General features: G+C 64.2%; 28 protein-coding genes and 1 tRNA gene. 12 read left to right on the top strand and 17 right to left on the bottom strand.

Annotated features, from left to right (window positions below; genetic code table 11):
- Positions 1-492 precede the first annotated feature (492 nt).
- The 3 genes from QMZ16_RS08105 to QMZ16_RS08095 form a co-directional block, all read right to left on the bottom strand.
- On the bottom strand, positions 493-1713 hold the full coding sequence (locus tag QMZ16_RS08105; protein WP_282602850.1) for a Hint domain-containing protein: 1221 nt from the start codon (positions 1711-1713) through the stop codon (positions 493-495).
- 429 nt (positions 1714-2142) lie between these two features.
- The gene (locus tag QMZ16_RS08100) at positions 2143-2760 is read right to left on the bottom strand and encodes an SOS response-associated peptidase family protein (protein ID WP_282602855.1); all 618 of its coding nucleotides are present in this window, start codon (positions 2758-2760) and stop codon (positions 2143-2145) included.
- A gap of 178 nt (positions 2761-2938) precedes the next feature.
- Positions 2939-3211 carry a metal-sensitive transcriptional regulator gene (locus QMZ16_RS08095; RefSeq protein ID WP_348984658.1) on the bottom strand — a complete coding sequence of 91 codons (273 nt, stop codon included), beginning with the start codon at positions 3209-3211 and terminating at the stop codon, positions 2939-2941.
- A gap of 108 nt (positions 3212-3319) precedes the next feature.
- Here QMZ16_RS08095 and QMZ16_RS08090 point away from each other — a divergent pair, with 108 nt between their 5' ends.
- The 3 genes from QMZ16_RS08090 to QMZ16_RS08080 are packed head-to-tail and all read left to right on the top strand — an operon-like array spanning position 3320 to position 5204.
- Positions 3320-3886, top strand: coding sequence for a DUF305 domain-containing protein (locus QMZ16_RS08090; protein WP_282602848.1), 567 nt, complete (start codon positions 3320-3322; stop codon positions 3884-3886).
- The gene (locus QMZ16_RS08085; protein ID WP_348984657.1) at positions 3883-4698 is read left to right on the top strand and encodes a glutaredoxin; all 816 of its coding nucleotides are present in this window, start codon (positions 3883-3885) and stop codon (positions 4696-4698) included. The genes QMZ16_RS08090 and QMZ16_RS08085 overlap by 4 nt, the downstream gene beginning before the upstream one ends.
- 44 nt (positions 4699-4742) lie before the next feature.
- Complete coding sequence (locus tag QMZ16_RS08080; protein WP_282602847.1) at positions 4743-5204, top strand: DUF305 domain-containing protein; 462 nt, start codon at positions 4743-4745, stop codon at positions 5202-5204.
- Between the two features lie 194 nt (positions 5205-5398).
- Here the strand turns inward: QMZ16_RS08080 and QMZ16_RS08075 are convergent, their stop codons facing one another.
- Together QMZ16_RS08075 and QMZ16_RS08070 are read right to left on the bottom strand one after the other, a co-directional pair.
- On the bottom strand, positions 5399-5608 hold the full coding sequence (locus tag QMZ16_RS08075; protein WP_282602846.1) for a hypothetical protein: 210 nt from the start codon (positions 5606-5608) through the stop codon (positions 5399-5401).
- A gap of 2 nt (positions 5609-5610) precedes the next feature.
- Entirely contained in the window at positions 5611-5931 is a 321-nt protein-coding gene (locus tag QMZ16_RS08070; RefSeq protein ID WP_282602845.1) for a peptidoglycan-binding domain-containing protein, read from the bottom strand.
- Between QMZ16_RS08070 and QMZ16_RS08065 the strand changes: the two genes are divergently transcribed.
- The 3 genes from QMZ16_RS08065 (at position 5846) to QMZ16_RS08055 (ending at position 8110) form a co-directional block, all read left to right on the top strand.
- Positions 5846-6847 (top strand): DNA cytosine methyltransferase, encoded by a 1002-nt coding sequence (locus tag QMZ16_RS08065; protein WP_282602844.1) that lies wholly within the window; start codon positions 5846-5848, stop codon positions 6845-6847. The two genes, QMZ16_RS08070 and QMZ16_RS08065, sit on opposite strands and share 86 nt — an antisense overlap.
- Before the next feature lie 198 nt (positions 6848-7045).
- Positions 7046-7576 (top strand): hypothetical protein, encoded by a 531-nt coding sequence (locus QMZ16_RS08060; RefSeq protein WP_282602843.1) that lies wholly within the window; start codon positions 7046-7048, stop codon positions 7574-7576.
- 57 nt (positions 7577-7633) lie between these two features.
- On the top strand, positions 7634-8110 hold the full coding sequence (locus tag QMZ16_RS08055) for a tyrosine-type recombinase/integrase (RefSeq protein ID WP_282602842.1): 477 nt from the start codon (positions 7634-7636) through the stop codon (positions 8108-8110).
- 77 nt (positions 8111-8187) lie between these two features.
- Here QMZ16_RS08055 and QMZ16_RS08050 read toward each other — a convergent pair.
- The 3 genes from QMZ16_RS08050 to tig form a co-directional block, all read right to left on the bottom strand.
- Positions 8188-8261: transfer RNA gene (locus tag QMZ16_RS08050), tRNA-Gly, on the bottom strand.
- 46 nt (positions 8262-8307) lie between these two features.
- A complete protein-coding gene (locus tag QMZ16_RS08045; RefSeq protein ID WP_282602841.1) occupies positions 8308-8730 on the bottom strand; it encodes a DUF1489 domain-containing protein in 423 nt (140 codons plus the stop codon).
- 101 nt (positions 8731-8831) lie between these two features.
- A complete protein-coding gene (gene tig, locus QMZ16_RS08040; protein ID WP_282602840.1) occupies positions 8832-10166 on the bottom strand; it encodes a trigger factor in 1335 nt (444 codons plus the stop codon).
- Positions 10167-10324: 158 nt separating this feature from the next.
- On the opposite strand from tig, the gene selD reads away from it, so the two are divergent.
- Positions 10325-11386, top strand: coding sequence for a selenide, water dikinase SelD (gene selD, locus QMZ16_RS08035; RefSeq protein ID WP_282602839.1), 1062 nt, complete (start codon positions 10325-10327; stop codon positions 11384-11386).
- 21 nt (positions 11387-11407) lie between these two features.
- On the opposite strand, the gene QMZ16_RS08030 is transcribed toward selD, so the two are convergent.
- Together QMZ16_RS08030 and QMZ16_RS08025 are read right to left on the bottom strand one after the other, a co-directional pair.
- Positions 11408-12067, bottom strand: coding sequence for an ABC transporter ATP-binding protein (locus QMZ16_RS08030; protein WP_022707957.1), 660 nt, complete (start codon positions 12065-12067; stop codon positions 11408-11410).
- Positions 12060-13361 carry a lipoprotein-releasing ABC transporter permease subunit gene (locus tag QMZ16_RS08025; protein WP_022707958.1) on the bottom strand — a complete coding sequence of 434 codons (1302 nt, stop codon included), beginning with the start codon at positions 13359-13361 and terminating at the stop codon, positions 12060-12062. Before QMZ16_RS08025 ends, QMZ16_RS08030 begins: the two co-directional genes overlap by 8 nt.
- 119 nt (positions 13362-13480) lie before the next feature.
- Between QMZ16_RS08025 and radA the strand changes: the two genes are divergently transcribed.
- The 3 genes from radA (at position 13481) to purF (ending at position 17117) form a co-directional block, all read left to right on the top strand.
- Positions 13481-14857: a DNA repair protein RadA gene (radA, locus tag QMZ16_RS08020; protein WP_282602838.1), complete on the top strand. Its 1377-nt coding sequence runs from the start codon at positions 13481-13483 to the stop codon at positions 14855-14857.
- A gap of 43 nt (positions 14858-14900) precedes the next feature.
- The gene (locus tag QMZ16_RS08015; protein ID WP_022707960.1) at positions 14901-15494 is read left to right on the top strand and encodes a CvpA family protein; all 594 of its coding nucleotides are present in this window, start codon (positions 14901-14903) and stop codon (positions 15492-15494) included.
- Positions 15495-15626: 132 nt separating this feature from the next.
- A complete protein-coding gene (gene purF / locus QMZ16_RS08010; protein WP_022707961.1) occupies positions 15627-17117 on the top strand; it encodes an amidophosphoribosyltransferase in 1491 nt (496 codons plus the stop codon).
- A gap of 1 nt (position 17118) precedes the next feature.
- Here the strand turns inward: purF and QMZ16_RS08005 are convergent, their stop codons facing one another.
- Genes QMZ16_RS08005 through QMZ16_RS07990 form a run of 4 tightly spaced genes read right to left on the bottom strand, consistent with a single transcriptional unit; the run spans position 17119 to position 19352 of the window.
- The gene (locus QMZ16_RS08005) at positions 17119-17565 is read right to left on the bottom strand and encodes an NUDIX hydrolase (protein ID WP_282602837.1); all 447 of its coding nucleotides are present in this window, start codon (positions 17563-17565) and stop codon (positions 17119-17121) included.
- Positions 17562-18596: a 5-(carboxyamino)imidazole ribonucleotide synthase gene (locus tag QMZ16_RS08000; protein ID WP_282602836.1), complete on the bottom strand. Its 1035-nt coding sequence runs from the start codon at positions 18594-18596 to the stop codon at positions 17562-17564. Before QMZ16_RS08000 ends, QMZ16_RS08005 begins: the two co-directional genes overlap by 4 nt.
- Positions 18589-19074 carry a 5-(carboxyamino)imidazole ribonucleotide mutase gene (gene purE / locus QMZ16_RS07995; RefSeq protein ID WP_028725927.1) on the bottom strand — a complete coding sequence of 162 codons (486 nt, stop codon included), beginning with the start codon at positions 19072-19074 and terminating at the stop codon, positions 18589-18591. Before purE ends, QMZ16_RS08000 begins: the two co-directional genes overlap by 8 nt.
- 59 nt (positions 19075-19133) lie before the next feature.
- Positions 19134-19352, bottom strand: a complete 219-nt coding sequence (locus QMZ16_RS07990) for a DUF465 domain-containing protein (RefSeq protein WP_022707965.1) — start codon at positions 19350-19352, stop codon at positions 19134-19136.
- A 198-nt stretch (positions 19353-19550) separates the two neighbouring features.
- Here QMZ16_RS07990 and QMZ16_RS07985 point away from each other — a divergent pair, with 198 nt between their 5' ends.
- Both QMZ16_RS07985 and QMZ16_RS07980 read left to right on the top strand, forming a co-directional pair.
- Positions 19551-19961: an Hsp20 family protein gene (locus QMZ16_RS07985; protein WP_022707966.1), complete on the top strand. Its 411-nt coding sequence runs from the start codon at positions 19551-19553 to the stop codon at positions 19959-19961.
- Between the two features lie 10 nt (positions 19962-19971).
- Complete coding sequence (locus QMZ16_RS07980; RefSeq protein WP_022707967.1) at positions 19972-20193, top strand: DUF1150 family protein; 222 nt, start codon at positions 19972-19974, stop codon at positions 20191-20193.
- On the opposite strand, the gene QMZ16_RS07975 is transcribed toward QMZ16_RS07980, so the two are convergent.
- The 3 genes from QMZ16_RS07975 to QMZ16_RS07965 all read right to left on the bottom strand — a co-directional run bounded on the left by QMZ16_RS07975 (position 20187) and on the right by QMZ16_RS07965 (position 24229).
- Positions 20187-20999, bottom strand: a complete 813-nt coding sequence (locus QMZ16_RS07975; RefSeq protein ID WP_282602835.1) for a hypothetical protein — start codon at positions 20997-20999, stop codon at positions 20187-20189. The two genes, QMZ16_RS07980 and QMZ16_RS07975, sit on opposite strands and share 7 nt — an antisense overlap.
- Complete coding sequence (locus QMZ16_RS07970) at positions 20996-22408, bottom strand: MFS transporter (protein ID WP_282602834.1); 1413 nt, start codon at positions 22406-22408, stop codon at positions 20996-20998. Before QMZ16_RS07970 ends, QMZ16_RS07975 begins: the two co-directional genes overlap by 4 nt.
- A 111-nt stretch (positions 22409-22519) precedes the next feature.
- Complete coding sequence (locus QMZ16_RS07965; RefSeq protein ID WP_022707970.1) at positions 22520-24229, bottom strand: bifunctional sulfate adenylyltransferase/adenylylsulfate kinase; 1710 nt, start codon at positions 24227-24229, stop codon at positions 22520-22522.
- Positions 24230-24366: the final 137 nt, after the last annotated feature.

Here is a 24366-nt window from a genome sequence, read left to right as displayed (position 1 = left end):
CGCTTGCGCAGCGCGGCATTGTAGGCGGACCAGTTCGTGGTGCGGTAGCGGGTTGGCGTCGCCTTCGGCATGACGCCTTACTAACTTGCTGGATCCCGGCTGTGAATCCCCACCGGCTCAGGTTCTGCAATAACGCCTTTCTAGGCCCAACCGTTGAAACAACATAGTTTCATTGAAGATATTGGAGCGGGTGAAGGGATGCTGAAATGAGGCATTTACCGAACGATTACAAGGAATAAGTGTCCCATGCATCCAATATTACGACTCAATGAGATCAACATGTTACGCCGAAGGTGTCCCACGTTTCCGATTGCTTCGCATGGGAATACCTGACAGCGCGAGTACTTGACCAATGCCTTCGCGCTGTCCGGCAACGACCGCGACTGTTTGCCCAAGGCTGGCTGCGAGTGGCAACGAGCTATTTCAGGTGCCCGGAGGCCTTCCTGTCAGCCATCGCCCTCGCAAGTAGCCTATTGGCTATGGGGCCTTGCCCTAGTGCAACTCAAGCAGTTGCCGATGCTTCTGTGCGTGCCGATGCGCCAGTTTGCGGCCCTCGCGCCCTGACAACAACCTCCGGGCAGCCGGAGGGGGCGAGGCCGGGTCCTGATGGGCAAGCTCCGGGAACAGCTCGAGGATCTCGCGGAGCGCGGATGCACTCATGGACTTGAGGGCCTCGGGCCCGGTGTAGAGACTTTCCGTCTCTGCACCATTGGACATGACGATCTCGTGCCCGTCGAAGATGATGTGGAAATACTCGACCTCGGCCACCTCATCCGCATAGTCGATGCCATCCGAGAGAAGCAGTTGCTTGGCAGCGACAAGGACTTCCGAGGCGGCAAACATGTTGATCGCAATCTTCGAGTGCACAAGGATGCGGTGCTGAGGAGAAACAAGGAGATCGCGCTCGGGCTGGCCATGTCCAAGTGCACCCGCCGATATTCTGATCGGACGCAGGTGGGGAAGCAGGACAAGGTCCCCTTTCGTCAGTTTCCGCGAGCCGACCCACCGAATCGGCATCAGCCCGTGATCCTTGGTCAGCACCATGTCCCCGGTTCTGAGTTCCTCAACGGGACGGCATCCCTCTGCCGCCTCGATAAGTGTTCCCGACACGAAGCAGGGTAGGAAATCGTCCACGATGATCGAGCCAGTGCCATCCGCCTCCACCGTAACGACAACCGTGTCGAGCTCGGTCTGTACCGAGCCAGCGATCGAGGCCGTCAGTGGGTTGGTAGCAAGCTCCGAGAGAGATATATCCAGAACCGTATCTGGCAACGGCGGAATCGCCGGGACGGTGACCGTCAATCCGAGCCTCGGTGATGCCGCACCATCTTCACGAATGGGATCATCGGTGACGATGTAGAAAGTGCCGTCATCCGCTTGGAACAGCGATCCGCTTATGGGGTTCACCTCTACCGTTATGCCAAGCAACTCGATACTTGCGGTGGAGAGCGTCACATCCCCGTAGTATGTCCCACTCGGCGAGTTCTGCGTTGGATCCGTGGCAGCATCCGACGGATCATCGTCGACAAGCGTGATCGGATCACCGGGGGACACCGAAACGCCGGCTCCCTGGTTTCCGGGAACGTCGTACTCGTCAAATTCGTCGCTGTCGCTGAAATCATTGAGAAAATATGTCGTGTTAGTGTCGACGACAATCCCTCCGCTGACGTCCAGCGTGACAAGGCCATCCGGTAAGGCAGTGTAATACGGCATGCGCAGACCCTCCCTGTTATCGCGACGAGGCATCTGAGCTGGTCATGGCATTCTGCCAGGATCGCACAATCTCAATCAGACGCTTCACATCGACGATTCTGCCAAGATCTAGGATGCTCTTACGGTTAAAATTAGAAAAGTAATTTTACTTATCAAGATAAATACTGCGGCGGTAGACTCTATCTGTTAGACGTCCATAAAATTGAGCAAGTTGTTCAAAATATTATAATTTATCATATAACAACGCACGCTTCCGCCCTTAGCCGGTGCTCATTTACGCACCCACTTAAGGTGCAGCCAATGTATATACTCACTCACAGCCTACAGGCCGAAAGCTGTTACCCAAAATTTAAGAAATCTATTAGAATCAAATATATATGGAGCGAAGTCCAACTGCAGTTCCGAGGCGCCATATCGTCTCAATATGCCTCAAAGCTCTGAGTCAATTTTCTTCAATGCGCCATCCGGTAAAGGGCGCTGCAGTTCAGTCGCTGGGGCCCCCTCTAACCACGCACTCCATTCAGCTTCTGTGCTCAGGATCACAGGCATTGCTTTTGGATGGACCGCCGCGACCTCTCTATTCGGAGGGCAGGTCAGAAAGGCAAAGAGGTCGTCCTTAGTTTCACCATCCTTCACCTTTCGAACCGATCGCCAGCCTCGCAGCTCGATCCCCGCAAAGAATAGCTGGGCGCCGTCGCCCGCGGCGAACCATTGGTTCCCCTGCCCTTTACCCCGTGGTTCGGCAAAGCTTGTCAGCGGAACCAAGCAGCGGTTCGCGCGCCCTAGCCAGCGGCGCCAGTGGGGCGATGAAAGATTGCGGACGTTAGTAACGCCGGGGTCGCGCTTGGTCTTCAGGACGAAAGGAGGCGACGGCATACCCCACCGGGCTTTGATAAGCTCAAGACCGCTATTGCCGTGTCGAATTATCGGCGCCAATTGGTCAGGATAGATACTGCCAAGCGCCAGATTGCCCGCTTTGTCGGATATGCCTGGAAACAGGCGGCGCATCGCATCTTGGGTGCTGCTATATTTGTAGAGGTTACACATCAAGGCCCCTCATTCTGCCATCTTCACTTATAGATCCGTCTGTCTAGCATGAAGGCGGTCAACCCCTCTGGCACCTGCATCACGCAGCAGACGCAAACGCAACGCCTTGTATTATCCGCTGCGGCACAGGAGGTACTTCCGATCCGAGGGGCCAAAAAATCTTAATCCTAGATACAAATCACTTTGAGGCTTTCTGAAGCAGGCTGATCAACTCGTCGAACTTGGCGCGCTGCTCTATTGGATCGCCGCTTTCGATCGCTGCCTTGACACAATGATGAGCATGGTTTTCGAGGATGAGCTTTTCCACAGCCAGAAGGGCTGACCGAATGGCTGCCGTCTGCGCAAGAATGTCCATGCAGTATCGGTCCGCTTCAACCATTCCCGCCACGCCCCTGACCTGGCCTTCAAGTCGCGACAGCCGATGCAGGATCTTATCGTTGTTCACTTTCATGCGATGCATCTCCGTGCCGTCTGGAACCGGTTGGCGGCTTTCGTGTTATATACCCCATATGGGTATCTAGATGTGAGCCCGGTAGTCTCCGAACAGGACAGTCTTAAGATGAACTCACGGGAAAAGCATACTGGTTCTTACGGAATGGCCAAAGGCGGCTATGGCCGCTTCATGGCGATGATCGCAACGTCCACGGTGGTGATGTTCGGGCTGATGTACCTGAACACCTATGCGCTGGATCATGTCTTCTTCTCGCAGACGCGGAGGTGGATGGCGCTCTACATGGGCGGCGCGATGACAGTCATCATGCTTGCCTTCATGCTGGGCATGTATGCCAACCGCAAAGCGAACATTGCGATCTTCGCCGGTGGGGCCATCGCATTTGCTCTTGGCCTCGGGCTGGTACGGTCGCAGGCCACCGTAGGCGATCTGGCCTGGATGAAAGCGATGATCCCCCATCATTCCATCGCGATCCTGACCAGTTCGCGCGCCGACATCTCGGACCCGCGCGTGCGCTCCTTGGCTGATGCCATCATCGAGGCGCAGCGTGCCGAGATCGAGGAGATGAAGCTCTACATCGAGGACATCGAGGCGCATGGTGACGCCCCGGCCGGCACCCCGCGCAATCCCCAGTACACCAACCAAGGCCCTTACCGTCAGGAGATTCCTTCATGACTGCTACAGCTACGATCGACGGACCCGATGCCGCCCGCGCCAAGAGCCAAGCCGGAGAGAAGTCCGCTTCGCTCTACCGGATGGCCATGCCCGGACATCTCTGCCCCTTCGGTCTCAAGTCCAAATCCATGCTGGAGCGGAGGGGATACCGCGTCGATGACAACCTGTTGACCACGCGGGACGAAGTGGACGCATTCAAGACGGCCCACGGCGTCGAGACAACGCCTATCACCTTCATCGGTGGTCAGCAGATCGGGGGCTATACTGAACTGAAGAAGCATTTCGGCTATCGAGTCCTTGGCAAGGATGAAAAGACCTATACCCCCGTCATCGCGATCTTCGGTTCGACCGCTCTCATGTCCCTGGCCATTGCGCTGAATGTCCATGGCGGCTTTTCGATCCAGCATTTCCTGATGTGGTTCTTCGCTACCTCGATGGTCGCGCTGGCGATCCAGAAGCTGCAGGATGTCGAAGGCTTCGTGAACGGTTTTCTGGGCTATGATCTACTTGCGCGGCGGTATGTGCCTTACGGCTATGCCTATCCGTATCTAGAGCTTTACGCCGGGGTCGGAATGATCGCGTTGATCGGACGCGTCAGCCCCCTTGTCTGGCTTGTCGCGCCGGTCGGCATATTCATCGGCACGATCGGAGCGATCAGCGTGATCAAGGCCGTCTATATCGAAAAGCGTGATCTCAAATGCGCCTGTGTCGGCGGCGGATCGAATGTCCCGCTCGGGGCCATTTCCCTTAGCGAGAACCTCATCATGGCCGGAATGGGCCTGTGGATGCTTGGGTTGTGGTTCGCAGCCTGACAAATGTCTTAATTTCAGCAATACAACAAACAAGGAATGCTCGAATGAAGTTCGCCCATGCCCTACTCTCTGTCGGAGTAACCTTCGCGGCATATTCTGTCCCTGCCTTCGCGCAGGATGAGCTGTTCCAGCTGCCGGAGCAATGCACGTTGCCAGCTGCAGCATCAGAGATGGATCATGCCCCGATGGGCCACGGCTCACATGATGGGCATGCTATGGACGACGAGAAAGACGGCAGTTCAGAGATCGCCGCCCATATTCAGGAGAACATGCGCAGGATGATGGTGACGATGCCGGCCATGGAGGAGGGTATAATGCAGGAGGACCCGGACGTTGCGTTCGCCTGTGCCATGATCGCCCACCATCAAGGCGCCATCGACATGGCGCAGGTTCTTCTGAAATATGGCGACGACCCCGAAATGATCGAACTTGCCGAAGAGGTCATCGCGGCGCAGGCCGGTGAGATCGAGCAGATGAAGACGTGGCTCGAAGATAACGTTAATTGAAAGATTCCAGAATTTTGAAGAACCCCGGGTTTTACCCGGGGTTTAGGACTTGGTGCGTTCAATTGGCCGCGGAGCTCAAACAACTAGCTCCGAGGCTGAACACAATGCTAGGTGCCTTCACTTAAGTCCTGCCTATCATCACGGTCATCTTTTCAGGGCCTTCGATAGCCAAACCACCCCTTTCGGTAGATAGACTATCGCGGCAAGTTCACGCGATCCGGCACCCAGTACGCGACGGCATAAGCCGCCAGGGCGCCCACCAGCGCGCCGACCGCCGGCCCGGCCAGCGCCGGGGCCATCGAGGGCATGACTTCGGCCCAGGCGGCCGATACGACCGCAGCGACACCACCCCCGGTAAGAAGCTTGTTCGTCGGCATGGCCGACAGCTGTTTTGCAAGTTGCATGTTCATTTCCTTTCGCTGAGTGCGGCCCATGTCTTGGGCCCGATGATGCCGTCGGGCATAAGACCCACGCGGCGTTGAAAACCTCGGGTTGCCAGATCTGTCCGACGACCGAAGATCCCGTCGGACACGATGAGGAGCAGATCCTGCGCATGGCGCACGGCCTCGCCCTCCGTCCCGCGGCGAATTGTCGGTAGCTGGCGTGAACGATCCACCGGCGGCGCGGATCTGCGCGATCCGATGGCCACGGTCACGGCGAACAGCTGGATCAAGAAGCCCGGCGGCGCGGCGCCCCTGGGCACGGTCGCCCCCAATCTGGCCAGCATCGCCCATGGCGAGAGCGGCGGGCGGCGGGAATACCCGCTGGCCGATCCGATGGGCACCGTCACCGTCGGCGGCATCCAACATGCCCTGGTCGCGCCTGTGTTGACCTATGCCCAGCAGGGCGGTGGCAACCGGGCGGCGACCGACCCGCATCACACGATCTGCGCCAGCAAGAAGGACCAGAACAGCCTGATCGCCGCGACCATGGTTCAGACCGGCTATGGCGAGCGCTCAGGCCAGCAGCCACGCGCGCTGGACGTGACCGCGCCTCTCGGCACTGTGGTCGCGGGCGGGGCGAAACACGCGCCTGTGGCTGCGTTCCTGGCGCAGCAGAACGGCGGGCCACGCATGGAGGCCCATGCCGGGCATGACGCGCAGGATCCACTGTCGACCGTCGCCGCCTCGGGCAGTCATCAGACCCCGGTCGCAGCATGGTTCGCAAAATACTACGGCACCGGCGATGGCGCACGGACCGACGAGCCCTGCCACACCGTCACGGTCAAGGACCGCATGAGCCACATGCAGGCCGAGCTGGCCGCCCCGCCCTTCGCGCCCGAGCATCACGCCCGGGCCCGCGCTGTTGCAGAGTTCCTCCGCGCCCACGATGCCTGGGACGGGGGCGAGTTCGTCACCCTGACGATCGGCAGCGCGAGCTATGTCGTGATCGACATCGGCATGCGGATGCTGACCCCACGCGAACTGTTCCGCGCCCAAGGCTTCCCGGCGGATTACGTCATCGAAGGGGTCTGGGACGGCCTCGACACCGACAGCCCGACCTGGCGGCCCTTCGCTAAGGATGTGCAGGTCAGCTGCTGCGGCAACAGCGTTTGCCCGCCCTTGGCCGAGGCTATCGTATCAGCGAATTGCGGGCACCTGCAGGCAGCCGGACCGGAACTCAAGACGGAAGCCGAGGGCTGACATGGGAAAACGTGCCGTAATGACCGAAGCCCAAGCGCGCCGCTTCATCCGCGCGGCCCGGGCCGAGGATCCCAGATCCGTAGTAGAGATCGTGACCGAAGCGGGCACCGTCCGAATCCTCCCTGAAACGAAGGACGTTGCCGCCAAGAGCGACAGGCCCCACGATGGACGGACACCCATCCCGTGGAACTGACAAACATGAAGATCGCCTATCCAGGCCTGCTGCAGGAACGCCTGCCGTCCGGCGCGCTCCGATATCGCGTGCGCGTCGAGGGCGACAAGAAGAAGCGCATCCCGCTTTCGGTCACCCCAAATCATCCGCAATTCGTCGAGATCTACCACGCCGCCAGGGCAGGTGTCCGGCTCGATCCCGAGGCATCAGCCGAGGAGCGCGCCATCCGGGGTTCTGTTGGCTGGCTTGTAGCCAAGCATCTGACCGCGATGGAAGCCGCCGTCGAGGCAGGCGCCATGTCGCCCCTGACGCTCAAAAAGCGGCGGTCGGTCGGCAAGGTTCTTACTGAGCGATACGCTGACTATGCAATGGAGATCCCGCAGGCAAAGCTGGTCGAGCTGCGCGACGATATGATTGAGACTCCAGCTTGGGCGGACAGCGTCATCGAGGGCACCCGGGTTATCTATCGCTGGGCGACAGAGCGGCGGCTGTGCGCGGTAAATCCGGCCATAGGCATTGCGCGTATTGATCGCGGCAGGGGCGGCGCGAAACCCTAGTCGCCCGACGATCTTCGCAAGTATCGCCAGAAGCACCCGCCGGGGAGCGCTGCCCATTTGACGCTGACGCTGTTCATGTTCACTGCATGCAGGATCTCGGATGCTATCAGGCTGGGCCGGCAGCACGAGACGACGATCGAGGGTGTTCGAGCGCTTCGATGGCAGCCCGTCAAGCGCGGCTCCGCCGAGGTCGCGATCCCCATGCTTCCCCCGCTCTATCGCGCGACCAGGTCGATCAAGATCGCGGGCGAGACCTACCTGCTGAACAGCAAGGGCAAGCCCTTCGCAACGCCAGATTCGCTGGGCCAGATGTTCCGTCGCTGGTGCCGGGAAGCAGGCTTGGCCGATCGCTCGTCTCACGGGATCCGCAAGGCCGCGGGTCACCTGCTGGCCCAAGAGGGATGCTCCCAATACCAGATTATGACGGTGCACAGGCACACTCAGGCAAAGACGTCCGAAATCTATACCAAGGGCGTCGAAAGATGGCGCATGGCGCGCGACGCGATGGCCGCGCTCGAGGCGCTGGATTGGTGAAGTGTCCCACGGACAGTTCCGGCGTGGGACACATCGAGGCCCAAGCCGTTGAAATAACATAGTATTAGTGAAGATATTGGAGCGGGTGAAGGGAATCGAACCCTCGTCGTAAGCTTGGGAAGCTTCTGCTCTACCATTGAGCTACACCCGCCTTGGCTGATCGCGTATCCCATGGCCGCGCCATCGTCAAGCGGCCTTTAGCGCAAGCCCATCTCGGCCAGCGCGGCGGCGATGGCAGGGGGCAGCGGTTCCTCGACCTCGCGGCCCTCGGGCAGATCCTGCGGCGCGTCGGCACCGGCAAGATAGCGCCAGCCCTGGAACGGGCGGCGCGGCACCGCCGAGACGCGCACCAGCTTGCGATCCAGCACGATCCCGCAGCGCTGCAGGCCGTCCTCGCCCTCGACCCGCTGCAGGTCAAGGATGCGCTGGCGGGCCAGCATGACCCCCTTGAACACCCAGAAGATCGAGCCGCCATCCAGCAGCTCGGCCTCGCGCTTGGGCCACATGCGCGTCACGTGGCGCGCATTGCCATCGCCGAAACGCTGCGCCTGCCACGCGGCAAGGTCGTCGGGGCCTTCCGCGCCGACGCACAGCTTCATCAGATTGAGAGAACCGCTCATGCCAACGCATCTAGTCGCGCCGCGCCTGCTTCTCAAGCGCGGAAACGAAAAGAGGCCGCACCCCGAAGGATGCGGCCCCGATCATTCGCCTTGCGGCAGGATCACAGCTCGTCGAGTTTCTCGACAGCCTTCTCCAGCTCGTCCTTCGAGATGGTCTTCTCGGTCACTTCGGCCTTCTCGGCGATGTGATCGACAACCTTGTCCTCGAAGATCGGCGCGCGCAGCTGCTGCTGGGCCTGCTGGTTCTGCTGGATGAACTCGAAGAAGGCGCGTTCCTGGCCCGGATACTGACGGGCGGCCTGCATCACGGCCTGCGTCATTTCCTGGTCGGTCACGGTCACTTCGGCGTTCTGGCCGATCTCGGCCAGCAGCAGACCCAGGCGCACGCGGCGCTCGGCCAGCTTCTTGTGCTCGTCGGTCGGCTCGATGCTGCCGTGGTTGTGATCGTGAACCTCGGGGTTCTCCTCGTGCCACAGCTGGTGCGCGATCTGTGCAGCTTCGGCGTCGACCAGCGACTGCGGCAGGTCGAACTTCACCTGCTCGTCCAGCTGGTCCAGCAGGCCGCGCTTCATGACGGCGCGCGAGGCACCGGCATACTCGGCTTCCAGACGCTCGGAGATCTGCTTCTTCAGACCGTCCAGGTCCTCGGCGCCGAACTTCTTGGCCAGCTCGTCGTCGATCTCGGCTTCCTTGGGCGCCTTCACGGCCTTCACCTTGCACTCGAAGGTGGCTTCCTTGCCGGCCAGGTGCGCAGCGCCGTATTCCTCGGGGAACTTGACGGTGACGGTGACGTCCTCATCGGCCTTCGCGCCGACCAGCTGGTCCTCGAAGCCGGGGATGAAGCTGTTGGAACCCAGGACCAGCGGATAGTCCTCGGCCTCGCCGCCTTCGAACGCTTCGCCGTCGACGAAGCCCTTGAAGTCGATGACGACCTGGTCGCCGTCCTTGGCCTTGCTGCCCTTGCGGCGGTCTTCGAAGTTCTGCGCCGACTTGGCCAGGTTCTCCAGCGCTTCGGTGATCGCGGCGTCCTCGGCCTCGACCTTGAGACGCTCGAGCTTCAGACCCGACAGGTCGATCTCGGGGATCTCGGGCAGTTTTTCATACGAGACGTTGACGACGACGTCGTCGCCCTCTTTCCAGGTCTCGCCGTTCTCCATCTCGACCGCGGGCTGGGTCGCGGGACGGTCGCCCGATTCCTCGAGATGCTTGCGCAGCGCGCCGTCGACGGCTTCCTGCATCGCATCGCCCAGCACGCGCTGGCCGAACTGCTTCTTCAGCATGGCCATCGGGACCTTGCCTTTGCGGAAGCCCTTCATCTCGACTTCGGGCTGTGCCTCTTTCAGCTTGGCGTCGACCGTCTCGGCCAGCTCGGCGGCGGGCAGGGTGAACTGATAGCCCCGCTTCAGACCTTCGTTCTGGGTTTCCTTGACCTGCATCATCGTCCTCATAGCAAGAAGGGCCACCGGACCCGGCGGCCTGAGAATTTGCGCCGTTCTAGTCGCCACGAACCGTCCCTGCAAGCAGATAGAGCGTGGCCCGCTGGAACAGCCCACGATCAGCGACTATGTTCCGCCCGAAACCACCGGAGAGCATCATGCCTGACACCACCCTTTCCGAACCGCGCCTGACCTCGCTTGCCCATGGCGGCGGCTGCGGGTGCAAGATCGCGCCGGGGGTCCTGTCGGGCCTGCTGCGGGGCAGTGCCGCCCTGCCCGTGCCCCCGGAATTGCTGGTTGGGATCGAGACCTCGGACGATGCCGCGGTCTACAGGCTGAACGATCAGCAGGCGCTGGTGGCGACGACCGACTTCTTCATGCCGGTCGTGGACGATCCGCATGATTTCGGCCGCATCGCGGCGACGAACGCGATCAGCGACGTCTATGCCATGGGCGCGACGCCGATCTTCGCGCTGGCGGTGGTGGGCATGCCGATCAACGCGATCTCGCATGACACGATCGGGCGGGTCCTCGATGGCGGCGCATCCATCTGCCGCGAGGCGGGCATTCCCATCGCGGGCGGCCACACCATCGATTCGGTCGAGCCGATCTATGGCCTCGTGGCGCTTGGGATCGTGCATCCCGACCGGATCGCCAAGAACGCCGCCGCGCGTCCGGGCGATGTCGTGATCCTGGGCAAGCCGCTTGGCGTGGGCTTCATGTCCGCCGCGCTGAAGAAGGGCCTGCTGGGCGAGGACGATTACGCCCGCATGATCGAGGTCACGACCAGGCTGAACCGCCCCGGACCGGATCTGGCCGCCCTGCCCGGCGTCCATGCAATGACCGACGTGACCGGCTTCGGCCTTGGCGGCCACACGCTGGAGATGGCGCGCGGGTCGGGCTGCGATATCCATCTGAACTGGCCCGCCGTTCCGCGCCTGCCGGGCATCGACGCGCTGATCGCGGCGGGCAACGTCACCGGCGCTTCGGGGCGGAACTGGGACAGCTATGGCAGCGGCGTGGTCCTGCCGGACGGCTTCGCGGATGCGGATCGCGCGCTGCTGACCGACCCGCAGACCAGCGGCGGCCTGATGGTCGCCTGCGCCCCCGAGGCCGCCGACGAGGTTCTGGCCGTCTTCGCCCGTCACGGCTTCGCGGATGCGACGGCCATCGGGCGCGTGGGCGAACGTTCGGACCAGCCGCGCGTCCGGCTGGACTGATCCGCGCCCCTGCGGTGAACCTCAGCCGAGGTTCACCAGCCTGTCCATGCGGCCCGCAAGCTCGTGGTTGTGGGTCGCGATCAACGCCGACAGCCCCGTTTCCCGCACCAGGTCCATCAGCACGCCGAACACCTTGTCCGAGGTTTCGGGATCGAGGTTGCCCGTAGGTTCGTCCGCCAGCAGCAGCGCGGGCGCATTGGCAAGCGCGCGGCAGAAGGCCACCCGCTGCTGTTCCCCGCCCGAAAGCTGCGCGGGACGGTGGTCCGCTCGATGCGACAGCCCCACCCGCGACAGCAGATCAGCCGCGCGCGCCTGCGCCTTCTTGGCCGACACGCCATCGGCCAGCTGCGGCAGGACGATGTTCTCGGCCGCGCTGAATTCGGGCAGCAGGTGGTGGAACTGGTAGACGAAGCCCAGCTGACGGCGGCGGGCCTCGGTCCGGGCGCGGTCGGGCAGGCCCGTCATGTCGCGCCCGTCCAGCCAGACCTTGCCGCGATCGGGCGTGTCCAGCAGCCCCGCGATATGCAGCAGCGTGGACTTGCCCGCACCCGAGGGCGCGACAAGGGCCACGACCTCGGCGCGGGCGACATGCAGGTCCAGCGCCGACAGCACCTCGACCGGCGCGGGGCCGTCCGCGTTATAGGTCTTGCCGATCCCCTCCAGCCGCAACACGTCATTCATAGCGCAGGGCCTCCACCGGGTTCATGCGCGCGGCACGGCGCGCGGGAAAGATCGTGACGACGAAGGACAGCGCCAGCGACAGACCCACCGCGCGGGCAAGATCCCATGCCCGCAATTCGGCGGGCAGGCGATAGATGCCGCGCACCTCGGGCTGCCACGCGCCGCCATTCGTCAGCGTGTTCAGCAGCGCCATGATGTTCTCGACGTTCAGCGCCAGCGCGACGCCCAGAACGACGCCCGCAAGCGTGCCGATGACGCCGGTGAAGGCTCCGCACAGGAAGAAGACCCGCAGCACCGACCCCTCGGTCAGGCCCATGGTGCGCAGGATGCCGATGTCGCGGCCCTTGTTCTTGACCAGCATGATCAGGCCGCTGGTGATGTTCATCGACGCAATCAGCACGAGCACCGACAGGATGACGAACATCACGTCATCCTCCATGTCCAGCGCGGACAGGAAACTGCCCGAGGCGTCGCGCCAGCTCCAGACCTGCGCGCCGACACCTGCGGCCTGCAGCAGCGGGACGGTCAGGTCGTCGACCTTCTCGGGGTCGGCGACGAAGACCTCGATCTCGTCGGCGACGCCCTCGCGGTTGAAATAGCTCTGGGCCTCGGCCAGCGGCATGTAGATGCGCGTCCGGTCGATGTCGTATCGGCCCGCGCTGAAGATATAGGTCACCTCGTAGGCCTTCACGCGCGGCGTCGTGCCGAATGCGGTGCGCGCGCCCTCGGGGGCGATCAGCCGGATGCGGTCGCCCACATCCAGCGCAAGCTCGCGCGCGATGCCCGCGCCGATCGCCACGCCATCGCCGAAGCGGGCGATATCCCCCTGCGAGGTTTCGGGGTCGGCGATGCTGGGAATGGCGGCCAGGTCCCCGTCCGAGATGCCGAACACCTCGGCCACGTTCGAGGCGTCGTTGGCGCTGGCCATCACCTGCCCCTTGACCACGGCGGCCGTCCGCTCGACCCCCGGCACCTCGGCCAGGCGGGCGGCCATTTCGGCGTAATCCTGGATCCGGCCCGCGCTGACATAGGTCTCGCCGGTGATCTCGTTCTCGATCCGGTTGGGGACCATGTAGACCGAGGTATGGGCATTCGCGCCCAGGATCGTGTCCACGAATTCGGCGCGGAAACCCGCCCGCACGGCCAGCGTCGCGATCAGCGCCATCACGCCAAGCGCGATGCCGATCAGGCTGATCCATGTCATGACGCTGACGCCGCCCTCGGCGCGTCTTGCGCGCAGGTAACGCCACGCGATCATGAATTCATAGCGTGAGAAGGGTCCCGTTCCGGCCATCGCTTCCGCCCGTTCCTTAAACTTCGGCGGACCCTGACCGCAGGGCGGGCGAATATCAAGCCGACATTGGCGTGAGTTGCCGTCTTGCGGCACCCGCGCGGCGGTGCCACAAACGCGGAATGCCGAAACCTACCACCGTCTTCACCTGCACTGCCTGCGGCGCGACCCACAAGAAATGGGCCGGACGCTGCGACGCCTGCGGCCAATGGAACACCATCGTCGAAGAGGCCCCCCTGTCGCAGGGACCGGGGCGCGGCCTGGGCGCGGTCAAGGGCCGTGCGATCCCGCTGTCGAACCTGCAGGCGCACGAGGCCCCGCCCCCGCGCATCAACGCGGGCATCGCGGAGCTGGACCGGGTGCTTGGCGGCGGGCTGGTACCCGGATCCGCCCTGCTGGTCGGCGGCGATCCCGGCATCGGCAAATCGACCCTGCTGCTGCAGGCGGCGGCCGCGTTCTCGAATGCGGGCAAGCACGCGATCTACATCTCGGGCGAGGAAGCCAGCGCGCAGGTCCGCATGCGCGCCCACCGGCTGGGCCTGGCCGAGGCACCGATGCGACTGGGCGCCGAGACGAACCTGCGCGACATCCTGACGACGCTGGACGCCGAGCGCCCCGATGTCGCGGTGATCGATTCGATCCAGACGCTGTGGTCGGACACGGTCGAGGCCGCGCCGGGCAGCGTCTCGCAGGTGCGGGCGTCCGCGCATGAACTGGTGACATTCGCCAAGCGGCGCGGCGTGGCCGTGATCCTTGTCGGCCACGTGACCAAGGAAGGCCAGATCGCAGGCCCCCGCGTGGTCGAGCACATGGTCGATACCGTCCTTTACTTCGAGGGAGAGCGCGGGCACCAGTTCCGCATCCTGCGCAGCGTCAAGAACCGCTTCGGCCCCGCCGGCGAGATCGGCGTCTTCGAGATGACCGGCTCGGGCCTGGCCGAGGTCACGAACCCCTCGGCGCTGTTCCTGTCCGAACGCGGCCAACCCGTCGCGGGCAGCGCCGTCTTCGCGGGGATCGAGGGCACGCGCCCCGTCCTGACCGAGGTGCAGGCGCTGGTCGCCCCCTCGACACTGGCAAGTCCCCGCCGAACGGTCGTCGGGCTGGACAGCGGGCGGGTCAGCACGATCCTTGCCGTTCTCGAGGCGCGCTGCGGGATTCCCTTCGCGGGTCTCGATGTTTTCCTGAACGTTGCCGGGGGGATGAAGGTCGTCGAACCGGCGGCCGACCTGGCCATCGCGGCGGCCCTTCTGTCCGCGCGCGAGGACAGCGCCCTGCCCGCCGATGCGGTGCTTTTCGGCGAAATCAGCCTGTCGGGCGCGCTACGTCCCGTCGCTCAGGCCGAAAATCGGTTGAAAGAAGCGCAGAAACTTGGTTTCACACAAGCGATTTTGCCCGACGCCACGAAGGTCGAGGGTAACGACAACGAACGTGGCGGGATGGGTTTCCGAAGGATCGCGGACCTGACCGGCTTCGTGGGCGAGGTCTTCGGCGCCGGCTGAACCGCCTGCAACAAGATGAACAACCGGCGCGAGGACAGTTAATATGGACGGTTTCACGATCATCGACGCGGTGGTGGCCGGCGTCATCATCCTTTCGGCGATCCTGGCGTGGTCGCGCGGCTTCGTGCGCGAATCGCTGGCGATCCTCGGCTGGATCGCCGCGGCCATCCTGGCGTTCCTGTTCGCGCCCGCCGTGCGCCCGATGATCGCCCAGATCCCGGTCCTGGACCGCTTCATGGGCGACAGCTGCGAGCTGGCGACCATCGCGGGCTTCGCCGTGGTCTTCGCGCTGGCGCTGGTGGTCTTCTCGATCATCACGCCGCTCTTTTCCTCGGTCGTGCAGCGTTCGGCGCTTGGCGGGGTGGATCAGGGCATGGGCTTCCTGTTCGGCGTGGCGCGCGGCATCCTGCTGGTGGCGATCGCCTTCATCATCCACGACCGCGTGATGACCAGCCAGGAACTGGCCATCGTCGAGGAGAGCCGCTCGGCCCAGGTGTTCGAGCGCATGCGCGGTTCGATGGACGAGCAACTGCCCGAGGATGCGCCCGGCTGGATCGTCACCCGCTATGAGCAGATGGTCCGCGCCTGCACCGCCGACGCGCCCGCACCTGCCGCCACGGCACCCGCATCGAACTGATTTTTCGGCAGCCTGCACGGGTTGCGACGGAAAGATGACGAAAAAACGCCCTCGCCTCTCGGCGGGGGCGTGACTTTATGGGATGATGGCACTACACCACCCGCGACAGCCCCCAGCCATCAGGACGTGCCGATGCAACCCTTTCTGGCCCATCCCTTCGATTCCGATCGCCTGCATGAAGAATGTGGGATCTTCGGGGCGATAGGTGTCGCCGATGCCTCGAACTTCGTCGCGCTCGGCCTGCATGCTCTTCAGCATCGCGGGCAGGAAGCGGGCGGAATCGTGGCCTTCCACCCGGAATACGGTTTCAACAGCGCGCATCGCTTCGGCTATGTCCGCGACAACTTCACGAAGCCCGACGTGATGGAGACCCTGCCCGGCCAGCTTGGCATCGGGCATGTGCGCTACTCGACCGCCGGGACCAAGGCCGCGACCGCGATCCGCGACGTGCAGCCCTTCTTCGGCGAATTCTCGATGGGCGGTTGCGCCATCGCGCATAACGGCAACATCACGAACGCCGCCGCCCTGCGCCGCGAACTGATCGAACGCGGCAGCATCTTCCAGTCCAGCAGCGACAGCGAATGCATCATCCACCTGATGGCGCGTTCGATCCAGCGCAACATCCCCGAACGGATGAAGGACGCCCTGCGCCGGGTCGAGGGCGCGTTCAGCGTCATCGCCATGACCCGCACCAAGCTGATCGGCGTGCGCGACCCCCTGGGCGTGCGCCCGCTGGTGCTGGGCCGCGTGGGCGAGGACGGCTATGTCCTGGCATCCGAAACCTGTGCGCTGGACATCATCGGCGCCGAGTTCGTCCGCGAGATCGACCCCGGCGAGATGGTCGTCATCTCGAAGGGCGAGGTCGAAAGCTCTCGTCCCTTCGGTCCCTCGACCGGGCGTTTCTGCATCTTCGAGCATGTCTATTTCTCGCGTCCCGATTCGATCATCGGCGGTCGCTCGGTCTATGAGACCCGCCGCCAGATCGGCGTGGAACTGGCGCGCGAAGCCCCGATCGAGGCCGACCTGGTCTGCCCCGTCCCCGACAGCGGCACGCCCGCGGCCATCGGCTTTGCGCAGGAATCGGGCATTCCCTATGGAATGGGGATCATCCGCAACCAGTATATGGGCCGGACCTTCATCGAGCCGACGGACCAGATCCGCAACATGGGCGTCCGCCTGAAGCTGAACGTGAACCGCGCGCTGATCGCGGGCAAGCGCGTCGTGCTGGTCGATGACAGCGTCGTGCGCGGCACCACCAGCCGCAAGATCAAGGACATGATCCTGGATGCCGGGGCGGCCGAGGTGCATTTCCGCATCGCTTCGCCCCCCACCGCATGGCCCTGCTTCTATGGCGTCGACACCCCCGACCGCGAGAAGCTTCTGGCCGCGAACATGTCCCCCGAGGAGATGCGCGACTGGATCGGCGTGGACAGCCTGTCCTTCGTCTCGCTCGACGGGCTCTATCGCGCCGTGGGCGAGGCAGAGGGCCGGAACGCGAAATGTCCGCAATATTGCGATGCGTGCTTTTCGGGCGATTACCCGGTCGCGCCCTTCGACCAGCTGGAGCGCGGTTTCGCGATGAAGCCCGGTTCGGAAACCGCGAAGAAGGTCGCGGCAGAGTAACTCAGCCTACGATCCGCTCCAGCGGGTCGTAATGGGCGGCGGTGCTGTCCCAGATCAGATCGATCAGGCTGTCGGGCTTGTAGCGCAGGCCCGACAGTTCATCCCGATCGACCCACCGGAAACGGTTCACCACACCTTCGGGATCGTCCAGAACGACATCCGCGCCGCCCGACAGGACGGCGCGGAAATGCAGCTCTATCTGGTGAAAGCCGCTGGCGGGATCGTGGAATTCGTTCACGAGGAAGGGCGGACCGATGACGACCCGCAGGCCGGTTTCCTCGTGGATCTCGCGCGCAAGGTTCTCGGTCAGGGACTGGCCACGTTCGACCCCGCCGCCGGGCAGGCACCACAGGTCGGACCTCTCACCCGGATAGGCGTTGACCATCAGGACCCGGCCCTCGTGCAGGATCGCGGCGCGAACCGCGATACGGGGCCGGGCTTGGGTCATTGCGTGATCCGGTTGGCATGCCCCATCTTGCGGCCCGGACGCGGATCGCCCTTGCCATAGAGATGCAGCTGCACCTTCGGTTCGGCCAGCAGCGCCGGCACGCGGTCCAGATCGTCGCCGATCAGGTTCTCCATCACCACGTCGGCATGGCGCTTGCCATCGCCAAGCGGCAGCCCCGCGACGGCGCGGATATGCTGCTCGAACTGATCGACGGCGCATCCCGCCTGCGTCCAATGGCCGGAATTGTGGACCCTCGGCGCGATCTCGTTGACGATCAGCCCGTCGGGGGTCACGAACAGCTCGACCCCCAGGACCCCGACGTAATCCAGCGCATTCGCGATCTGCGCGGCCATCAGGACCGCATCGGTCGTCACGCTGGCCGGTTGGCCGCAGGGGATGGTGGTCGTGCGCAGGATGCCGCCCTCGTGGACGTTCAGGCCCGGATCGAAGGCCGCGACCTGCCCGTCCGCGCCGCGCGCGATGATCACGCTGATCTCGGCGCTGAAATCGACGAAGCCTTCCAGGACCGACGGTGCGCCGGTCCATTCGGCGGGACCGTCACCGATCCGCACCTGCCCCTTGCCGTCGTACCCCATGCGCCGGGTCTTCAGGATCGAGGGGCGACCGATCCGGTCGATCGCGGCGGCAAGTTCGCCTTCATCCTCGACATTGGCGAAGGGCGCGGTGCGCAGGCCGATCTGCTGCAGGAAGGTCTTCTCGGTCAGGCGATCCTGCGACACGGCAAGCGCGCGCCGGTTGGGCCGGATCGGGCGCAGGCTTTCCAGCAGGTCCAGCGCCGAGGTGGGCACGTTCTCGAATTCATAGGTGATGACATCCACGGATTCCGCGAATGCCCGCAGCGCGGCCTCGTCCTCGTAGGGGGCCTGCGTCACTTGCCACGCGACATCGCCCGCGATGCTGTGGCCGGGTTCGTAGATGTGGCAGCGAAGCCCCAGGCGGCTGGCCGCGACCGACAGCATGCGACCCAGCTGGCCGCCGCCGAGGATGCCGATGGTGCGGATCTCAGTCATCGGAAGGCTCCTCGGGGATCGAGGCCGACAGCGCGTCGCGCCAGGCATCCAGCCGCGCGGCAAGATCGGCGTCGGACACGGCAAGGATCCCCGCCGCCATCAGGCCCGCATTCGCGGCACCCGCCGACCCGATCGCCATCGTGGCAACCGGAAAGCCCTTCGGCATCTGAAGGATGGAATAGAGCGAATCTACGCCCGACAGCGCGCGCGTCTGGACCGGCACGCCGATCACCGGCACGCGCGTCTTGCTGGCCATCATGCCCGGCAGATGCGCCGCGCCGCCTGCGCCCGCGATGATGACCCGAAGGCCGCGCGCGACGGCGGTCTTGCCGTAATCCCACAGCCGGTCGGGGGTGCGATGGGCGCTGACGATCTTCGTCTCGTAGGGGATCGCAAGCTCGTCCAGGATGGCCGCGGCCTCGCGCATCGTCGACCAGTCCGACTGGCTGCCCATGATAATTCCGACCGGTGTATCCATCGCCATTTCCCCGTGCGTTAGCCTGTGCACGCCATAGCGCGTGAGGCCCCTGCCCGCAATCAGGCGATGATGTCGGGGGTCAGTTCGTCTTCCAGCCGCGCGATGCGGTCCTTCAGCACCAGCTTCTGCTTCTTCAGCCGCTGAAGCGTCAGCGTGTTCGCCGTCCCCTGCCCCTGCAGCGCCGAGATCGCCTCGTCCAGATCCCGATGTTCGAAGCGCAGCGCCGCAAGGCGGGCGCGGACGATCTCTTCGTGGTTCATGGAGTGCTGCATGTTCATCGGGCGTCTCGGGGCTTGCTGGATGCTGTTCCGCCCGATCATACCGCTTTGCCGCCCGCCTGTTAACAGTTCTTGCACGATCTGCGGAAGAAACAGCGCGGACTTGCGCGGATGGGTTCCTGCACACATATTGAAACCTGAAGGGGTTGCCGCTTCGGGACCCCGGACGACCAGTCGCTTAACCTTCGAAGGGCTGACATGACCAAGATCTCACTGGGCTCGCATCCCTATCTGCTGGGCTTCGACCAGCTGGAACGCATGGCGGAACGCGCCGCCAAGGGGGCCGAGGGCTATCCGCCCTACAATATCGAACATATCGCGCCGGACGGCTTCCGCATCACGCTGGCCGTGGCCGGTTTCGCCGATGACGACCTGTCGGTCACGACCGAGGATCGGCAGCTGGTCATTCGCGGTCGCATGCCCGAAAGCGACGGCGAACGCGTCTTCCTGCACCGTGGCATCGCCTCGCGCGCGTTTCAGCGCAGCTTCGTCCTGGCGGACGGGGTCGAGGTCGTCGGCGCCGCGATGGAGAACGGGCTGCTGAACGTGGACCTGAAGCGCGTCCAGCCCGAGCAGGTCGTCCAGAACATTCCGATCAGCCGCAAGTAAGGGGGTCACGATGAACCACGAATATGATTTCGGCGATACGAAGCAGACCGTCTATGTGCGCGAAGTCGCGCCCGAAACGCTGCCGGACGATGTCCGGGAACAGATCGGCGATGTCGCGACCATGTACGCGGTCCACGACACCGATGGCGAAAGGCTGGCGCTGGTTTCGGACCGCCGCATGGCCTTCACGCTGGCCCGCCAGAACGAGCTGAGCCCGGTCAGCGTTCACTGATCCGTTTCGGGCGCGTATCGCATGAAGGCGAATGCGCGTCCGTCGGGCGACCAGCAGGGCACGTTGATGCTGCCCTGCCCGCCGAACAGGTCGAACAGCTTGCGCCTGCCCGATCCGTCCGGTGCCATCCGCCAGATGGACACGTCCAGGTCCCTCGGGTGCCCCAGGGTTCCCGGAGGATAGGACAGGTAGATCACGTGCCCTCCGCAGGGCGAGGGATGGGGGAACCAGTTCACCCGCTCGTCCCGGAACACGGGGGCGGCGTCGGTTCCGTCGAGGCGCATCCGCCAGATCTGCGCATGCCCCGTGGCGTCCGAATTGAACCAGATCCAGTTTCCGCAGGCTGAGAAATCGGGCCCGTCGTGATGTCCCGCCCAGTCCGTCAGCACCGTTTCGGTTTTGCCATCATGCACCGCGATCCGGACGACGCGATCGCCGCCCCGGACGCAGGCATATGCAAGATGCTGCCCATGCGCACCGTGCCACCAGCTGGGCCGCGGCTGGGGCAGCGTCGTCAGCCCGTCAGGGCCGAACACATGCATCCCTGCTCCCGTCCCGTCATGGGCCGAGAAGACGATCCGTCCATCGGGCAGAAAGCCATGATCGTTGTTGCACCGCTCGGCGCTGCCTGTCTCGATGGCGGTCAGACCATTGGCGTCGGCGCGCCACAGACGACCCTCGCCATTCACCAGGAACCAGCCGTCGGGATGCCAGTTCGGTGCCTCGATCAGGCGGTCGCTGCGCAGCACGACATGCGTCCGACCCGTTTCGATATCGCAGACCTCCAGCGAGGAACGCCAGCTCATGTCCGGCGTCCGCGAAGGGCGATGGCCCGCAGCCCCAGGATCGTCAGGATCGCCGCGAACACCACGATCTGATAGCCGAGCGCGTGGTGCATCGCCTCGGAATAGCCCTGCGCCTGCAGCCTGACGAAGAACAGCCCCGAGATGATCGCGATGCCGATTGCCGCGCCGACCTGCTGAAGCGCCTGCATCGTCCCCGTCGCGGCACCTGCGATGCGGCCCGGAACATCGCGCAGGACCAGCTGGAACAGAGGAGAGATCGCAAGCCCCATCCCCAGCCCGTTGACGGCCAGAGGCGGCGCGAAGGTCCAGATCTGCAACCCCTCGGGCGGCTGGCCGGTCATCATGCGGAACCAGGTCATCCCGCACAGAAGGATGGCGGCCCCGGTGGCGATGCGCCACGGGATGCCCTTCGTCCCGAAGCGCCCCGTGATCCAGCTGCCGGTCATCACCCCAAGCGGGAACGGAGCGGTGGCCAGTCCGGATTCCAGCGGCGTGAACCCGAACCCGGTCTGCAGATAGATCGCGAAGACCAGGAACATGCCCGGAATTGCCGAGAAATGCAGCATCACGATGCTGATGCCCGACAGGAACCCGCGATCATGCAGCAGCGACACCGGCAGCAGTTGCGCCTGGCCCCGACGCTCCAGCCCGATCTGGCGGCGCAGGAACAGCGCCCCCACCGGCAGCGCCGAGACGAGGGCTGCGATGGACCAGGCGGGCCAGCCCAGCAGCGGCCCCTCGATCACGGGCAGCACGACCAGCGTGATCGTCAGACCGAACAGCAGAACGCCCGGCCAGTCGATGCGCATGGTGCGATCCGGGTTCAGGCGCGGGATCAGGCGCATCCCGGCCAGCACGACGACGATGCCGAACGGCAGGTTCACCAGGAAGATCGGCCGCCAGTCCAGCCCGCCCATGTCGAAGGTGATCAGCACGCCGCCAAGAAGCGGTCCCGTCACCGCGCCGAGACTGATGATGACGCCCGCCAGCGCGAAGGCCCGGGCCTTTTCCTCGGGGCGGAAGATGACATGCATGATCGCCATGACCTGCGGCACCATCATCGCCCCGCCTATCCCCTGCAGGGCGCGCGATGCGATCAGAACCTCGACATTCGGGGCAAGCCCGCAGAACGCCGATGCCAGCGTGAACAGCGACACGCCCGACAGGAAGAGCCGCCTGCGACCCAGCTTGTCGCCGAAGCGCCCGCAGGGCAGCAGCCCGACCGCGAAGGTCAGCACATAGGCCGCCGAGATCCACTCGATCTGCGTTTCGGACGCCTGCAGGCTGTCGCGGATCGAGGGCAGCGCGACATTCACGATGCTGACATCGATCAGGTTCATGAAATTGCCCATCAGCAGCAGCACGGTGGCGGCCCATGGGTTCGGCGTGGTCTGCGTTTCGGTCGTCATGCGCCTCGGTTCCGTGGATGAGCGTGGGCAACCCGCCCCGCGCGGAAGGGTTCCCCCGCGACGAAAAAGGCCCCGGCGATTGCCGGGGCCCCTTTCTTGGTCACGCGTGGATCACGACAGGCCGATCAGGCCCATGCCTTCCAGCTTCAGCAGCACCTGATGCGCTGCGCCGTCGACGTCGATATCGGTCGTGTCGACGACCAGCTCGGGGTTCTGCGGTTCCTCGTAGGGATCCGAGATGCCGGTGAACTCCTTGATCTTGCCTTCGCGGGCAAGCTTGTAGAGCCCCTTGCGGTCACGACGCTCGCATTCCTCCAGCGGGGTCGAGATGTGGATCTCGACGAAGGCGCCGCCGGCCTCGACCATCTCGCGCACGGCGCGGCGGGTCGCGGTATAGGGGGCGATCGGCGCGCAGATCGCGATGCCGCCGTTCTTCGTGATCTCGGACGCGACATAGCCGATGCGCTTGATGTTGATGTCGCGGTGCTCCTTCGAGAAGCCCAGTTCCGACGACAGGTGCTTGCGCACCACGTCACCGTCCAGCAGCGACACGGGACGACCGCCCATCTCCATCAGCTTGACCATCAGCGCGTTGGCGACGGTCGACTTGCCCGAACCCGACAGGCCGGTGAAGAACACCGTGAAGCCCTGCTGGGCACGCGGAGGCGAGGTGCGGCGCAGCTGCTTCACGACCTCGGGGAAGCTGAACCATTCCGGGATGTCCAGGCCTTCGCGCAGACGGCGGCGCAGCTCGGTGCCGCTGATGTTGAGGACGGTCACGCCTTCCTCGATCTCGTCGGCGGGCTCGTACTGGGCGCGCTCCTGCACATAGACCATGTGCTTGAAGTCGACCATCTCGACGCCGATCTCGTCCTGGTGCTTGCGATACAGGTCCTGCGCGTCATAGGGGCCGTAGAAATCGTCGCCGGCGCTGTTCTTGCCGGGGCCTGCGTGGTCGCGACCGACGATGAAGTGCGTCGCGCCGTGGTTGCGGCGGATCAGGCCGTGCCAGACGGCCTCGCGCGGGCCGGCCATGCGCATCGCAAGGTTCAGCAGCGACAGCGTGGTGGTGGCCTGCGGGTACTTGTCCAGCACCGCCTCGTAGCAGCGGACGCGGGTGAAGTGGTCCACGTCGCCCGGCTTGGTCATGCCGACGACCGGGTGGATCATCAGGTTGGCCTGGGCTTCCTTGGCTGCGCGGAAGGTCAGTTCCTGGTGCGCACGGTGCAGCGGGTTGCGGGTCTGGAAGACCACGACGCGCTGCCAGCCCAGCTTCTTGAACTGCGCGCGCAGTTCGTTCGGCGTGTTGCGGCGGGCGCGGAAATCGTAATGCGTCGGCGCCTGCAGACCCTTGATCGGGCCGCCCAGATAGACCGGGCCCGCGACGTTGTGCAGGTAGTTGACGGCCGGGTGTGCCAGATCATCCGCACCAAAGACCTTCTCGGCTTCCAGCGCCTTGTTCGGGACCCATTTGTCGGTCAGCGACATGATCGCCAGGATCACGCCTTCCTGGTCGCGCAGCGCGATGTCGGTGCCGGGCGCGACGCCCTCGGCGAACTTCTCGCTGACATCCAGCGTGATCGGCATCGGCCACAGCTCACCCGAGGTCAGGCGCATGTCGCTGACGACGCCGTCGTAATCGGCCTCGGTCAGGAAACCCTTAAGCGGGTTGAAGCCGCCGTTCATCAGCAGTTCCAGATCGCAGATCTGGCGCGGGGTCAGGTCCCAGCTGGGCATGTTGCCGGCTTCGTCCTTGAGGGCGGCGGCGGCGTCAGCCGAGACATAGAGCTCGGGGATCGGGGTCTGGTTGGGATGCGTCATATCTCGGGCTCGGGTGGTTGCGGATGAATACGAAGCCGCGCGGCCACCGGATGACCACGCAACGCATTCGTCCCATAGCCGTCGGAAAACCGATATTCAAGTCTGGGAAAACGCCTTGGCGGATTCTTGGCGCCCTG

Origin of the sequence: Paracoccus sp. PARArs4 (assembly GCF_947311865.1) — a bacterium.
Taxonomy (GTDB): Bacteria; Pseudomonadota; Alphaproteobacteria; order Rhodobacterales; family Rhodobacteraceae; genus Paracoccus; species Paracoccus zeaxanthinifaciens.
Note: the sequence above shows the minus strand (reverse complement) of the source record. Positions and strands in the feature narration are given on the sequence as shown.